Here is a 14,643-nt window from a genome sequence, read left to right as displayed (position 1 = left end):
GAGATGCTTCGACGGTCCAGGCATACTTCATACTCTCGCTCAAATATTACAAAGTTTTCGACGGTCACTATCGCCCGACGACCTCGCACGCGCACCTCGCGGCCGCTGAGGGCGGCCGCTCGGCGGCGCGCGCCACGCGATTTATTTATAAATGGTCGTCGCCGACGGCGGCTCAGTTCGTCGCGTCCGGCTGCCCCACCGGCGTCGGCGCGTCCCCGGTCTCGATCGCGCGCCGGACCGCCTCGTCGATCTCGACGAGGTGACAGAGGGGGTTGCCGGGATAGACGACGGGGTTCTCCAAGAGTCCGATGAGGAGCCCGGTAAAGGGGGCCTCGACCGCGACCGCGTCCTGCTTGAAGGGGTTGGTGATCGTCGCGATCCGCTCGCCCTCGCGGACGAGCGACCCGCTCTCGAAGTGCGTATCGACGATGCCGCCCGAGTCGGCGCGGAGCCAGGTCTTCTCGCCCGTCCCGGCGACGATCGTCCGCCAGCCGGGCCAGCGCACCGCGTCGGTCTCGAGCAGGCCGTACTCGGCGAAGACGGAACGCACGCCGCCGAGCGCGTCATCGATGAGCGGGCGCTGGAAGCGGTGGGCCTCGCCCATCTCGATCGTGATCGTCGGGGTCCCGTCGGCGGTCGCCTCGCCGCGGAGGGTGCCGTCCGGCCCGTCGCTGTCGATGATCACCTTCGAGCCGAACGCCATCGCGAGGCGGTGGACGCCAGCGTCGGCCATGTCCGCGCGGACGTGAAGCATGTTGGTCCGGCCGCGGGTGGAGGTGTGGAAGTCGAGCCCGAAGTCGCAGGGCGCGATGAAGTTGGAGTAGATCTGGTGGGCCATCCGCTTCGAGCTCGTCGACCCGGGCTTGCCGGGGAACGAGCGGTTGAGGTCTCGGTCGTAGACGGGGAGGTAGCGCTGCTGGGCGATGAACCCGGGGACGTTGAGTACGGGGAGACAGACGAGCGTCCCCGCGAGGTCGGCGAGGTCCCACTCGTGGGCCACCTCGCGGACGACTTCGATCCCGTTGAGCTCGTCGCCGTGGGCGGCCGCGGTGAGGAACACGGTCGGCCCGTCGCGCTCGCCGTTGACGATCGTCACGGGGATCCGGACGGGGTCGCCCAGGTACGTCTCGCTGATCCCGTAGCGGATGTTCTGCGTCTCGCCGGGCTGGACCGCGCCGCCGTTGTACGTGAACACCCGGTCGTCGCTCATGTCACGAGGGAGCGGGGCGGGTGGTATATATATGGCGACCCGTCGACCGAGGGACCGCCGCCCGACCGCTCTGCTCGCCGATCGAGGGCCGATCGGGCGACCTTTTACCGGGGCCCACGCAGGTGTGGCCATGAGTTCGGATCCGGTCCGGGTGGGAGTGCTGTCGCTGCACAACAGCAAGGAAACGAAAGCGATCTGCAACGCGGTCGAGGACCTCGGTCACGAGCCCGTGTGGCTCCGCGAGGAGAACGCCGCGATCAGCGTCGAGGACGGGGACGTCTCGGTGGAGCCCGCCATCGACGTCATCGCGAACCGCCTGCTGCTCTCAAACACCGACCAGCCCGCGGAGCTGCTCGGGCTGGCGACGACGTTCGAGCGCATCAGGCCGATGTTGAACGAGCCGAACGCCGTGCTCGCGTCGATCCACAAGTTCGCGACGGCGGCGACGCTCGCCGACTGGAACATCCGGGTGCCCGACGCCCTGCTCGCGCTGTCGAACGACCGGCTCAACGAGGGCCGCGAGCGCTTCGGCGACGTGGGCGTGTACAAGACCGCCATCGGCACGCACGGCGGCGGCACGTGGAAGGTCGATCTCACCGAACGGGTGAACCCGAAGGTGGGCAACCGGCAGGCGTTCCTCCAGCAGCTCATCGACCGCGACGACGAGAAGCACCGCGACCTGCGCGTGTACATCGTCGGCGACGAGATCGTCGGCTCGATGTACCGCTACGCGCCCGAGGGCGACTGGCGCACCAACGTCGCGCTCGGCGGCGCGGTTGAGGACGCCACCGAGGACATGCCCAAGGAGGCCGCCGAGACCGCGCTCTACTCGGCCGACGTCATGGACCTCGACTACGCCGGCGTCGACCTCGTCGAGGGGTACGACGGCTGGTACGTCCTCGAAGTGAACCCGACGGCCGGGTTCAAGGGCCTCTACGAGGCGACCGGCACGAGCCCCGCGCCGCACATCGCGAGGCTCGCGATCGAGCGGGTCGGCGGCCAGGTTGACGACGACGACGTGGCGCGGATCGCCACCAAGCTCGACGACTCGCGGCCCTCCTGTGCGCCCGTCCCGAAGCCGAGCCCGACCGAACAACCCGTCATCGGCTACATCGAGGAGGTCGTCGTCACCGGCACCTCCGGCTCCACGCAGGCGCTCGGGAAGTCGGACACGGGCGCGACGCGGACGAGCATCGACACCCAGCTGGCCGCCGAGATCGGCGCCGGCCCGATCAAGAGCATGACCCGGGTCAAGTCGGGCAGCGTGAAGGGCGGGAAGGCCCGCCCCGTCGTCGACCTCGTCATCGGCATCGGCGGGAACCAGCACACGGTCACCGCGAGCGTTGAGGACCGCGGCCACATGGACTACCCGCTCCTGCTCGGCCGGGACATCCTCACCGACTACCGGGTCGACGTGCGCAAGCGCGCGGACACCGAGGAGGCCGAGCGCGGCGAGGCCGGCGAGATCCTCGAAGAAGAGGAGTAGACGGGTTCGCGGTCGACTATTTAAATAATCGTGTTGGCGCGCCTCCGAGCGGTCGCCACCGGCGACCGCGAGGAGCCCGCGAGGGACGCGGTGAGCGCTCGGAGAGCGCGAACCGCGAGGCTGGGGAGGCGTGAGGCTGTGCGGTTGCGGTGCGGGGTGGGAATCAAAGGGGCAGTCGGCGAAGCGGGCGCAGGCGACGCAAGCACCGCAACGAGGGAGCGATAGCGACCGAGTGAGGAGCGCAGCGAGCGTGCGCCCGCTTCGCCGGCTGGGGCTTTGGAGGCGTTCACCGCCGATCCTCACTCAATCACGTATAAACGAGCGGCTGGAGTTTTGGAGGCGTTCACCGCCGATCCGCAATCACCTATTTATAAGCGAGCGACTGGGAAACTGGAGTGGTCCACCGCCGAACCGAACCCACCTACTTACGACTCGTACTCCGCCCAGATGTAGCGCGTCCCGTAGCTCCGGTAGGGGCGCCACGACTCGGCGATCTCGCGCATCTCCGCCCGCCCCAGTTCCTCACCATCGCTGTACACCTGCTGGATCCCCTTCCGCACCGCGAGGTCGCCGAGGGGGAGTACGTCTTCGCGGCCGAGCGCGAAGATGAGATACATCCGCGCGGTCCACTCGCCGACCCCCCGAATTTCGGTCAACGCCGCCACGACGTCCGCGTCGCTCGCACCCGCCAGTCCCTCCCGAGTCAGGTCGCGCTCGCCGTCGCGGAACGCCCCGGCGGCCTCGCGCAGGTACTCGACCTTCGTTCCGCTGAGCCCGGCCTCGCGCAGGGCGTCCTCGTCGGCCGCGAGCACGCGGTCGGGCGTCGGGTCGCCGCCGAGGACGGCCACGAACCGCTCGTGAATCGCCGCCGCGGAGGCGGTCGAAAGCTGCTGGTTCACGATCGAGGTGCAGAGACGCGTGAACTCGTCGTCCGCGGGCCGGATCGCGAGCCGACCGTGTCGGTCGATCAGCGCCGCCATCGTCGGGTCCTCACGCAGAGTCGCCGCGACTCGGTCGTCCATGGGCGGGGGGTTCGAACCGGAGCCACCCGACGGTTTCGGTCGCGGCGGTCGAACCCCGCCCTCCCAGATCCTGATAAACTTACCTCGGGTTTCCCGTTTGGAAGATGGAAACGTTCAACCATGACGGTTCCGACCGTTAGCGTATGCAACTCGATGACGTCCAGCACGTAACGGTTCTCGGCGCTGGCAACATGGGGCACGGCATCGCGGAGGTCGCCGCGCTCGCGGGGTACGACGTGTCGCTGCGGGACATCGAAGAGGAGTTCGTCCGAGACGGCTACGACCAGATCGAGTGGTCGCTCGGCAAGCTCGCTGAGAACGACCGCATCGGCGACGACGAGGCCGACGCGGCGCTCGACCGCGTAGATACCTTCGTCGACCTCGAGGCCTCGCTCGCCGACGCCGACGTCGTGGTCGAGGTCGTCCCCGAGAAGATGGCGATCAAGAAGGACGTCTACGGGGAGGTCGTCGAGCACGCGCCCGAGGAGGCGGTCTTCGTCACCAACGCCTCTAGCCTCTCTATCACCGAGCTCTCCGAGGTGACCGACCGCCCCGAGCGCTTCTGCGGCATGCACTTTTTCAACCCGCCGGTGCGGATGGACCTCGTCGAGGTCATCTCCGGGAACCACACGTCCGAGGACACGCTCGAACTGATCGAGGGACTCGCCGAGGAGATGGGGAAGACGCCCGTCCGCGTCCGGAAGGACAGCCCCGGCTTCATCGTCAACCGCATCCTCGTCCCCCTGATGAACGAGGCGGCGTGGATCGTCGAGTCCGGCGACGCCACGGTCGAGACGGTCGACTCCACGACGAAGTTCGACATGGGGCTCCCGATGGGCTCGTTCGAGCTCGCCGACCAGGTCGGGATCGACGTGGGCTACCACGTGTTAGAGTACATGCACGAGGTGCTCGGCGAGGCGTATCGCCCCTGCCCGCTGCTCGTGGAGAAGGTCGAAGAGGAGACGCTCGGCAGGAAAACCGGCTCGGGCTTCTACGACTACGAGGACGGCGACGGCGCCCAGATCCCCTCGGATGCGATCGACGCTGACGTCCGACGACGCCTGCTCGCCGTGATGGCCAACGAGGTCGGCGGCCTGATCGGGAATAATGTCGCCGACGCGCCCGCGATCGACCGCGCGGTGACGCTCGGCGCCGGCTTCCCGGACGGCCCCGCGAAGCTCGCCGACGGCGAGGGGCTCGCCGACCTCGTGGACGTCCTCGACGACCTCCACGACGAGACTGGCGAAGAGCGCTACGAGGCGACCGACTACCTGCGCGAGGCCGCCGCGGCGGGCGGCTTCCACGGCGGAGACGGCGCCGAGGGCGACGGCGGAGACGACGCGCTCGCCGCCTACGACGCGCTCAACGTCGCTGTCGAGGACCGCGTGGGGCACGTCGAGATCGACCGCCCGCACCGGATGAACACGATCAGCGGGGAGCTGCTCGACGAGCTCGCCGACGCGATCGACCGGCTCGACGCCGACGACGACGTGCGAGCGATCCTGCTCTCCGGCGCCGGCGACCGCGCCTTCTCGGCCGGCGCCGACGTCCAGAGCATGGCCGCCGGTGGCGCCGACCCGATAACCGCCGTCGAGCTCTCGCGGCAGGGGCAGCAGACGTTCGGGAAGCTGGAGGAGTCGGACAAGCCTGTAGTCGCCGCCATCGACGGCTACTGCCTCGGCGGCGGGATGGAGCTCGCGACCGCCGCGGACATGCGGATCGCCTCTGAGCGCTCGGAGCTCGGCCAGCCCGAACTGGACCTCGGCCTGCTTCCGGGGTGGGGCGGCACCCAGCGGCTCGCCCGGATCGTCGGCGAGGGCCGCGCGAAGGAGATCATCCTCACCGCCGACCGCTACGAGGCCGAGACGATGGCCGAGTACGACTTCGTCAACGAGGTCGTCCCGGACGACGAGCTCGGCGAGCGGGCGCGGGAGCTGGCCGAGCAGCTCGCCGGCGGCCCGCCGATCGCCCAGAAGTACACGAAGCGCGCCATGCACGCCGGCCGCACCGACGGCGAGGCCGGCCTCGAAGTGGAGGCGATGGGCTTCGGCCACGTGATGAACACCGACGACCTCATGGAGGGCGTCACGGCGTTCATGGGCGACGGCGAGCCCGAGTTCGAAGGGAAATAAGGCGCGAGCGGGTCGGTCGTGGCGGTGGGGACGGTCACCTCATCGACCGTTTATTTATAAACTTGAGACAGCGGAGCGGCGGCGGACACTGCCGGAGCCCCAGCTGCTCGGCTGGACGACGATGTGCCTTTTAAATAGTTCATCGACACGAACACCACCGAAGCCCCAGCCGTGAGGCGGGCGCACACTCGCTGCGCTCCTCACTCGGTCGCTACCGCTCCCTCGTTGCGGTGCTTTCGTCGTCTGCGCCCGCCTCACGGTTGCCCCTTCAAGTCCCGCCCACACAGCGACCGCACCGCGCCTCACGCCTCCCCAGCCTCGTCGGCCGGCCTCCGCTTCGCTCCGGCCGCCCGACTCCCTCGCACGCGCTCCTCGTGGCCGCCGGGGGCGGCCACTCGGAGGCGCGCCACTGGGAAAAACTGATATTTCGATCAGCGGTCCAGTCGCTGCTGGCTATTTAAAAACAGTCGCCGTTGCTGGGCTCGATGGCCGCCGAGTAGTTCGAGCCTTAGACGTAGCCTTCCTCGACGAGCAGTTCGCCGTTGAGCAGCGAGGCGCCCGCCGCGCCGCGAATCGTGTTGTGCGCGAGGCAGTTGTACTTCGCACCGGCGTCGGTGGTCTGCACGCCGCCGGCGACGATCCCCATCCCGTCCGCGTACGTGCGGTCGAGGCGGGGCTGCGGGCGCTCCGGCTCGTCGTCGCCGAACACCTTGATGAGCTGGTCGGGCGAGCTCGGGAGGTCGCCGGCGCCCTCGAACGAGCGCATCGCCTCGCGGAGGTCCGCCGGGGAGGGGTCCGCGGCGAACTCGGCGAAGACGTTCTCCAGGTGGCCGTCAAGCGTCGGGATGCGGTTACAGGAGGCGGCCACGTCGGCGTCGTGGAGGCCGACCGCCGCGCCGTCGAACTCGCCGAGGAGCTTGCGCGACTCCGTCTCCATCTTGTTCTCCTCGCCGCCGATGTGCGGGATGGCGTTGTCGAGGATCTCCATCGAGGTGACGCCGGAGTAGCCCGCGCCCGAGACGGCCTGGAGCGTCGAGACCCGGACGCTTTCGAGGCCGAACTCGTCGATCGCCGCCAGGGTGGGGACCATCGTGATCGTCGAGCAGTTCGGGTTCTTCACCAGGGCGCCGTCCCAGCCGCGCTCGTCGCGCTGGACCTCGATGAGGCCGAGGTGGTCCGGGTTGATCTCGGGGATCGTGAGCGGGATGTCCGCGGCCATGCGGTCGTTCGAGGAGTTCGAGGAGACGACGTACCCCGCCTCCAGGAAGTCGGGTTCGACCTCGGCGGCGACCCCCGAGGGGAGCGAGGAGAAGAGGAGGTCGACGTCGTCGCCCGCGATCGCCGCGGGCGTCGTCTCCGCGACCTCCATCTCCGCGACGCTCTCCGGGATCGGCGTGTCAACGCGCCACTTGGCCGCCTCGCGGTAGGACTTCCCCGCGCTGTCCGCGCTCGCGGTGACGGCCGCGAGGTCGAACGTCGGGTGGTCGTCGAGCAACTGGATGAACCGCTGACCCACGGCGCCGGTGGCACCGAGGATGCCGACTTGAACAGACATTGCGCGTGGGTCCGTGACAGGGACGTAAGTGCGTTCGGATACGCGCCGATGCCGCCGGGTGCGGGCCGACGCCGCCGTCCCCGACACCGAGCGAGGCGACCGCCCGGTCGCCGAAGCGTTCGAGCGACCGGTCCCGAGCAGCGGACCGTTTAAAAGCGCTCGCCGGTTACTGGTAGACGCGCGCCCTCAGTCCCCGCCCGAGTACTCCCCGATGGGAGCGATGACAGCGCGGAGAACCCAGGCGCGTGACATCCGGTCGCTGACGCGACCCGCCCGTCGCCGCGCAGGCGACCGCCCGCCACGAGGGTTTCCCGGTCGACGCGGCACGCCGCCGGAGATGAGACCGGTCGTTAGTGTCGCGGGCGTACATTTTCAGTAAAGTATTAGAATTATACTTGAATAATATAGATCACATCAGACACGATCCATCCTTCAAATAGAATATATCGTCATAATCCTCTAAACCGTCGGGATCTCGGGAAATAGGTACTGGCAAAGGGTGTGGAATGGTGTCTGCCGGGACTACTGTATGTCTGTCAAACCCGGACACCTCTGCTGAATACAAGGCGCGAGCCTTGTAGTGACAGGAATTAGCGAATGGACCCATATATTCTACTATCGACATATACATCACTTTTTGTCTTCAAATAGACATAGTATACCAATGGATTCACCTCATACCGGAATGAAGCGACGACGAATAGTCCAGATGGCGGGGATTTCTACAGCAGGTATAGTTGGATTCAGCGGACGAACTCTGGGCGATGAACAGGACGCGAACGTTACTATCGAAGTTCCTGATCAAGTATCGGATGGGGAATCTATCGTAATGGAATCGTTTGAAACGGCTGTGTTGAATCGCTGTAAGGCGTAGAGATTCACTGTTTGACGAAGCGTTTGATGTTATAGACGACACACATCAGCGCGATTTCGCGGAACTCACGGAACCATGACCGCGCTCGCACGGCGAAGCCGAGCGAGCGCTTCACAGCCGAGTTCACGGTTTCGGTCATAGAGCGCTGATTGTAGCTGTTATCGTCGATTCTGGCGTTGTGTGCGTGGTCGTACGGAGCGAAGATACGATGCTTGATCAGCGGTCTGATCCCGAGGTCGCGTAATCCTTCACGAAGCGATTGCTTGTCATAGCCTTTATCGGCGGCAAGAGACCGCAGATCGCCCGCGTTCCGGCGGGCGATCTGCTCAGCAAGGTCTGCGTCGCTTCCTTCTCGATTCGTTGAGCAGTGAACGTCAAGAACGGCTTGAGACGCTGTATCGACGAGTTTTGTGACTTTGAGCTTTTGAACGCGGTAGCTGATTCGCTGGCAGTAGTGGCGGCTCGCTGGTGAGCGGTCGTAGAATGTGGCGTCGATCGCGGCGTGTTCAGAGAGATCGTGCAGCTGCGCCGACTGGCGCAGCAGCACTCGGCAGACGCTGATGCTGATCCGGTCGAATGCCTTACACAACGTGGACGGCGCGGGGAGATCGGCCGCGTTGAGGCCGATCTCCCCGGTTATTTGTGGCATTTCTTTGAGCAAGTCGATCGTCATGCGGTACGATGAATCGAGGTAAATCCGCAGACAGTGAAGGGAAACGAGTGCATAGTCGGCGAATCCGCCGCCGCCTTCCGGGGCGGCGGATTCGCCTCCATCGCCAGTAACTCTTTGAGCAACCGGGACAACTTCCCCGATGAAGCGGGAGATTTGCGTCATAGACAACCGCATTCTCCCGCTTCAACTCCTTTGATTTAGCGGCCTACCTCGCCTCCGTATGGCGATTCAACACAGCCTTTGAAACCGATGTTGACGGATTGCTCCAGATCCAAGGTACGGATGACGGACCCGTGTATAAATCAATGGAGATCAAGGCAGGAACGGAATTCACCAACCGGGAGCTTGAACTCGATGACTCCATCCCTGAATCTAAATCTGTAAGAACATCACTGTACCCGATTGGCGGTGGCCGATCGTATGATACAATGAGTTCTCAGATTTTCATTTCCGAGGCTGTTGATGGTGCCGAACCAGCTGGAACCCCGTATGGGACTGAACCGGGAGTCCTGAAGATCGAAGCAGATCCCGACGCCGGATTTCATTCCCCATACTTCCTCTATACGCCAGCCTTTCCTTCAGTTGAAGAATCTCTGAACAACTCCCAAGAGCGGCCGCTAGTCGTTACAGCGTATCCCTGGGGCGAGTTTGAAGAACGGGTCGAGGGGGCTCGCCGGCCTGATCGCGGCATTACGGGACGCATTACAGACGCAATGAACTGCCCTGTGTTGAGTGTACCACTCACATTGACACGCGGAGACCTCGGTTTGGAACCACAGGAGTTGACGTTGGCCCCGGAATTAGAGATCGACGACCCCCGACGTGAGCGTGTTGACCTACAACTCATTGCGATGATCGAGGATGCCAAATCCCGACTGAATACTGGCACCTATACAATTACAGATGGAATCCATTACGACGGCGGATCGTCTGCTGGCTATTTCATCGACAAAATCGCCCCACTTCATCCCGAATATATCAATGCGTACTCATCCGGTGCGAATGGACTCGCATTTCTTCCCTTCGAAGAACTCACCGATGACATTCCAGTTCACGGCGATCCAGACCGAACAACAGTTCCATGGCCGATCGGGTCTGGAAATTTAGCTGACTATAGGCGCTAAGCCCCCGTCCTCAAGGAGCGAACGAAGTGAGCGAGTAGGGCGGGGATACAGCGCCGTCATCGTTTTACTTTCACTACACGGCATAGCCTTACTACCCCTGCGATTAATATCGGTAGTACGATGCTCACCACGCTTCCGGTGGTGTTCAAGCGCGAGAAGAAGCGCGCACCCTCGGTTGTGGCTGAGTGTCCATCCGGTAGGAGTGGGACACTCCGAACCACCCGTGAAGGGAAGTCGCCTGCGGAGTCTGGAATCCCTGTGCCCACGTCGGGTATAAATTCTGACGCAGAAACAGGAAGCCCTGTCCTCAACAAGCGAGGGGCGAGTAGCCCCGAGCGCGGTAGGTCAGGGTAGTTCACAGGAACTCACCGGCGAAGAGTTTAACAAAGAAGCATGGATGGATATTGAGCAGTTCCGGTGGATCGGCGGTGAAGATCAAGGCTCTGAGGACCCCGAGAATTATATTCACAAACTGTTCAGAGGCGACCGCGAGATCGATCAAGTGGTCGAAGAGATTTTCGGGACGTTACAGGTTGACGACCGGTTCGAGACTAGCCGCGAAATTTACGACCATCTTGATGTCCCTGCCACGTTCAGGATATTTGAGGGACAACCTCACGTCCCAGATCGGGAATACAGGGTAGAGGCAGCCGATTTCCACAAAGAACAGATCGAAGAAGACTTCGAGCTAGTTCATGTGACTCTTGAAGAACCCGCTAGCGAAGCACGTGTTGGAGACACTGTAACGGTGAGCGTAGTCACAACGAATTGGACTGATGTCGAATCATTGACGACCATTTCATTCGCTGTTGATGGGCCCGAAGACGGAACAGCCGAAATCGAAACAACAGAGGTTCAGATAGATCCGACTAGTACAGAAACTGTTGAACTCGAAACGGCCTTTGAGGAGACAGGCGAATTCACCCTGCGTGTAAACGAAACGGCTGTCAGAGACCCCATTGTAGTAACTGACGAACCAGTCGAGGAAGACAACGAAAGTACAGAGACAGAGGACGACCAAGACGACGACCAAGCTGATGATGACTCAGTCACGGATCAACAGGAAATGACTGAAGACGAGACACCTGGATTCGGGGTCTTACAGGCACTCACGGCAGGTGGGATTGGATATTTGATTAAGCAACGTCTCTCAACTGACGACTGAACGAAGTTATGTCGGAATAGAAAGACCGCTTCGTGCTGAAGTACACTCTCTGTATTGACCGTGACTGGGGCAAAATATATCATTTTCTGAGAAATTCGACAGAGCTACTCAAGCACTTACCGAATTTCTATTCCACTGAATTGAGGATTATTACTTGACGAATCACCGGTGACTGTTAAGAGATTTTCAGTTACATCGACTTCAGTTGAAATGGTTAACGCAGTTCCTTCACCTACTTCAGCATAAATATCCAGATCTTCTTCCACCACCTGATCGTTGACTATCACATCGAAGACACGCTCTTGCTCAGTTGTGAAGAAAACTTCCGCAAAATGGAGTATCACCTCGTATGTACCGTTCTCCAAAGAAAATTGCATCTCAAACTCTCCTGGCCCCCAGTACGCAGTTTGATATAGCGTGTCGTGTTCGGTCCCCTGAATCTCTTCGTATGTTGGTAATGTTTCGTCCTGAGCCCCTTCGTTGGGATGTGCGTTATATGCAACCGGAATTGGTTCAAAATTGAGTGTTTCACCCCACCAACGGGCGTTTTCAGGAACCTCAGCATTCGCACTACTAAGTTCAATATCCGTACGAGTGTTTGACGTAGGATGGAATTCAAGCCCATCGATTACCGGAGCCTCGTTGAGATGTTCACCACCACAATCAAGACCAAATGGGACTTCTAATACCGTCGCAGAATTGCTTGAATTGTCCGCCCCACCGCCCAGACATCCTGCCAACACAGGAGCTGAGACGACACCCATACCTTGTAATACTCGCCGCCGACGATAACCTGAATTAACAGAGTTTGGCTCAATACCCATACTCTTGATTATAGTTATCCTTTTATATTTTTACCCCTCGAACGATACAGTTACCAGAATTACTGATTATAAATTTATTTATATTATTTCTATTTTTCAATCCAATCATGAATATGCTTTGCGGAAGCAGTAACAACGTATATTATGAGTCATAGAGACTCCTGACCCATCAGACGTGACTGGATGAATGAACCTCACATTCGTGGCCGTCAAATCAGCATCCGCTATGTATACGCCTTCGTCCAAGAAAGCCAAGAAAACCCGGGGTTTCCCGATCGGTACGACCTCAACATCATTGATGTATCTCAAGCCCTAGCATACTGGTTTGATCTGGTATACTGGACACGCTCGGGACAATGAAATCGGTGAATACACTTCCACCGAGCCTACTAGTAGATTCTCGCTCGGTAGTGTCGCGGGCGTACATTTCAACTATGCTATTAGCACCCAACGGTAGTTTCACAGCCAGTTTCGACTCACGTATTCGAGCGTCACGTCGGACTGGTCGATATGCTCGGAGAGTTCATGCACGACATCTCCTACCTCTCGGGCCGAAAGCGTCTGATCCTTCTGAAAGAGGATTCCAGCAGTATCTTCGATGTCGATCTGAGTAAAGAAGTCGTCATCTTGGGTGAGAACGAGACGGTTCGTCTCGCGTCCGTACACAGCGATCGACCTATCGTCGGTGCCGAGATCGAGTTCCGCCACATCGCCGATCCACTCGACATCGTGACCGAGTTTCCGCAGATAATTGATCGTCGCCTGCTCGACGTTTTCGTCAGCGAGAATGCGATACCTCATCAATCACGCACGTCGTCGGGGTCTGTCGTCAGGTGGCCGTGTTCTTCGATCGCAGATTGCCGCCGGCGTTCGGCCGTACGCATCTCTTCGGGATGGTCGTGGTAGTACGTGAGCGCTCGATAGACATCAGCCACGTCTAGATCGTGGCGATCGGCGACCGTTCTCGGGTCGAGCTCCCGCTCTTCGATCTGTTCTTTGATGAACTGAACAGTAATCCGTCGGCCTTCGAGATGCGGTTCGTCGTGAAGTTCCTGGACGATACGTCTCGTCGCCTGGCTCATACGGTACGCTACGCCGGCACTATACTTGAACGTCTGGGGCGGGTTCAACCCTATTTTCACTTCCATCGAGCCTACTAGTAGATCTTCGTCCGGTAGTGTCGCGGGCGTACATTTCAACTGTTGCAGTCCTCTCTCAACCCAGTCAACAGTATATTTTTGCGGGAGTAGCAGCAACACCCATGTATGGCTGAGGGTGAATCTCGGCGGATCGCACGCGAGCTCATGAGCGAGCCCCACATTCGCGGCCGTCGAATCAGCGTCCGGCAAGTGTACGCCCTCGTCGAAGACCGGGGTGAAGACCCCGAGGCCGTTGCCGATCGGTACGATCTTGACGTAGCTGACGTGTACCACGCGCTGGCGTACTACCACGACCACCCACGAGAGATGCGTGAGGCCGAACGAGAGCGCGAAGACGCGAAAGTGGACTTCCACGAGTCGATCGATCGTCCCGAAGGCGTCGATCCGGACGCCGCCTGAAATGGGCGGGTGGCGATTTCTACTGGACGAAAACATCGATCCGAAGACGGCGACGTATCTGAAGAAAGAAGGAATTCACTCCGAGCACGTCCGCGATGCGCTCTGGCAGGGAGCCGATGACGAAGCGGATGTCCTACCGTACGCGCGGGAACACCAACTGATCACGGTAACGAGTGACGTGAAAGACTTCGGTGGACTACCACCAGATGCCCACGCAGGCATCGTTCTCCTCTACGACGATACGATGCCGGCGTACCAGGTTGCGGCTGGGCTTATTAACATGGTCGATACGTATCCGACCCGAGATGCATTCGGTGGACGAGAAGAAATCGATCCATGGATTTAATCAGATGTATCAGTTTTACGGAGAATTGAGGAGAAAGCCTCGCCGTTCACGGCGGGGATGAATCGGACAAACCCTCCACGAACCACGTTCGGCGTGCCGAAAGGATGTTTTAAGTAACCTGAGACGTATTTAATGGCAACCGAGGCGGTCCACCCGCCCCACTAATCGGACAATATCGGGATTCCCTCATTTCAAGCGGAAGACACCCTCTTCCGTGTCGAAATAGGGTGTAGGCAGTCAGAAGTACCTCCGAATCCCATGCCGGGATAGGAGTAACGGCTGGTTGGCACAGCCAGTAGCCGTCATCGAGGCGTCTACAAACCTTCAACATCCCAACCCAGCGGTGCGGTGCCGTGGGAATCTTCGCCCTTCAGGGCGGAGAGGATGTCAAGGGTTTGAGGCCTTCAAACTGGTAATACACTTTCACCGAGCCTACTAGTAGATTTTCGTCCGGTAGTGTCGCGGGCGTACATTTCAAGTATGCTATTAGCTGAATGTAGGCGCTAAGCCCCCACCCTCAACGGAGCGACCGAAGGGAGCGGAGTAGGGTGGAGATACAGCGCCGTCATCACCTACTCACACAGCGATACGGTTGCAGGCCCACCATCCGTTGTAGTTTAGCGGCGCGTCGAGGCGGTGTTTATGCGGATAGTTGAGCAAGACGGTGTTGAGT

At 61.1% G+C, this 14,643-nt stretch carries 13 protein-coding genes; 6 read left to right on the top strand and 7 right to left on the bottom strand.

Annotated elements, in window-relative coordinates; all coding sequences use genetic code 11:
• Positions 1-172 precede the first annotated feature (172 nt).
• The gene (locus N5096_RS15690) at positions 173-1,210 is read right to left on the bottom strand and encodes a succinylglutamate desuccinylase/aspartoacylase family protein (RefSeq protein WP_267665733.1); all 1,038 of its coding nucleotides are present in this window, start codon (positions 1,208-1,210) and stop codon (positions 173-175) included.
• A gap of 124 nt (positions 1,211-1,334) precedes the next feature.
• On the opposite strand from N5096_RS15690, the gene N5096_RS15685 reads away from it, so the two are divergent.
• Entirely contained in the window at positions 1,335-2,696 is a 1,362-nt protein-coding gene (locus N5096_RS15685; protein ID WP_464387843.1) for a putative ATP-dependent zinc protease, read from the top strand.
• 425 nt (positions 2,697-3,121) lie between these two features.
• On the opposite strand, the gene N5096_RS15680 is transcribed toward N5096_RS15685, so the two are convergent.
• Positions 3,122-3,718 carry a DNA-3-methyladenine glycosylase family protein gene (locus N5096_RS15680; protein ID WP_267665731.1) on the bottom strand — a complete coding sequence of 199 codons (597 nt, stop codon included), beginning with the start codon at positions 3,716-3,718 and terminating at the stop codon, positions 3,122-3,124.
• A 143-nt stretch (positions 3,719-3,861) separates the two neighbouring features.
• Here N5096_RS15680 and N5096_RS15675 point away from each other — a divergent pair, with 143 nt between their 5' ends.
• Entirely contained in the window at positions 3,862-5,850 is a 1,989-nt protein-coding gene (locus N5096_RS15675) for a 3-hydroxyacyl-CoA dehydrogenase/enoyl-CoA hydratase family protein (RefSeq protein WP_267665730.1), read from the top strand.
• Positions 5,851-6,358: 508 nt separating this feature from the next.
• Here the strand turns inward: N5096_RS15675 and asd are convergent.
• Together asd and N5096_RS15665 are read right to left on the bottom strand one after the other, a co-directional pair.
• Positions 6,359-7,405, bottom strand: a complete 1,047-nt coding sequence (asd, locus tag N5096_RS15670; protein ID WP_267665729.1) for an aspartate-semialdehyde dehydrogenase — start codon at positions 7,403-7,405, stop codon at positions 6,359-6,361.
• A gap of 878 nt (positions 7,406-8,283) precedes the next feature.
• Positions 8,284-9,114, bottom strand: coding sequence for an IS5 family transposase (locus tag N5096_RS15665; protein ID WP_267665728.1), 831 nt, complete (start codon positions 9,112-9,114; stop codon positions 8,284-8,286).
• 143 nt (positions 9,115-9,257) lie between these two features.
• Between N5096_RS15665 and N5096_RS15660 the strand changes: the two genes are divergently transcribed.
• Together N5096_RS15660 and N5096_RS15655 are read left to right on the top strand one after the other, a co-directional pair.
• Complete coding sequence (locus tag N5096_RS15660) at positions 9,258-10,076, top strand: hypothetical protein (protein ID WP_267665727.1); 819 nt, start codon at positions 9,258-9,260, stop codon at positions 10,074-10,076.
• Between the two features lie 397 nt (positions 10,077-10,473).
• Positions 10,474-11,241: a hypothetical protein gene (locus tag N5096_RS15655; protein WP_267665726.1), complete on the top strand. Its 768-nt coding sequence runs from the start codon at positions 10,474-10,476 to the stop codon at positions 11,239-11,241.
• A 116-nt stretch (positions 11,242-11,357) separates the two neighbouring features.
• Here N5096_RS15655 and N5096_RS15650 read toward each other — a convergent pair whose 3' ends face one another.
• The 3 genes from N5096_RS15650 to N5096_RS15640 all read right to left on the bottom strand — a co-directional run bounded on the left by N5096_RS15650 (position 11,358) and on the right by N5096_RS15640 (position 13,147).
• Positions 11,358-12,065 carry a malectin domain-containing carbohydrate-binding protein gene (locus N5096_RS15650; protein WP_267665725.1) on the bottom strand — a complete coding sequence of 236 codons (708 nt, stop codon included), beginning with the start codon at positions 12,063-12,065 and terminating at the stop codon, positions 11,358-11,360.
• Positions 12,066-12,524: 459 nt separating this feature from the next.
• Complete coding sequence (locus N5096_RS15645; protein WP_267665724.1) at positions 12,525-12,866, bottom strand: DUF5615 family PIN-like protein; 342 nt, start codon at positions 12,864-12,866, stop codon at positions 12,525-12,527.
• Positions 12,866-13,147 carry a DUF433 domain-containing protein gene (locus N5096_RS15640; protein WP_267665723.1) on the bottom strand — a complete coding sequence of 94 codons (282 nt, stop codon included), beginning with the start codon at positions 13,145-13,147 and terminating at the stop codon, positions 12,866-12,868. The genes N5096_RS15645 and N5096_RS15640 overlap by 1 nt, the downstream gene beginning before the upstream one ends.
• A gap of 183 nt (positions 13,148-13,330) precedes the next feature.
• Between N5096_RS15640 and N5096_RS15635 the strand changes: the two genes are divergently transcribed.
• Positions 13,331-13,624 (top strand): DUF433 domain-containing protein, encoded by a 294-nt coding sequence (locus N5096_RS15635; RefSeq protein ID WP_267665722.1) that lies wholly within the window; start codon positions 13,331-13,333, stop codon positions 13,622-13,624.
• 1 nt (position 13,625) lies between these two features.
• Entirely contained in the window at positions 13,626-13,970 is a 345-nt protein-coding gene (locus tag N5096_RS15630; protein WP_267665721.1) for a DUF5615 family PIN-like protein, read from the top strand.
• Positions 13,971-14,643: the final 673 nt, after the last annotated feature.

The organism is Halorubrum yunnanense, assembly GCF_026586675.1.
Lineage (GTDB): Archaea > Halobacteriota > Halobacteria > Halobacteriales > Haloferacaceae > Halorubrum > Halorubrum yunnanense.
The sequence above is the reverse complement of the archived record's forward strand: the minus strand, read 5'-3'. Positions and strand labels throughout refer to the sequence as shown.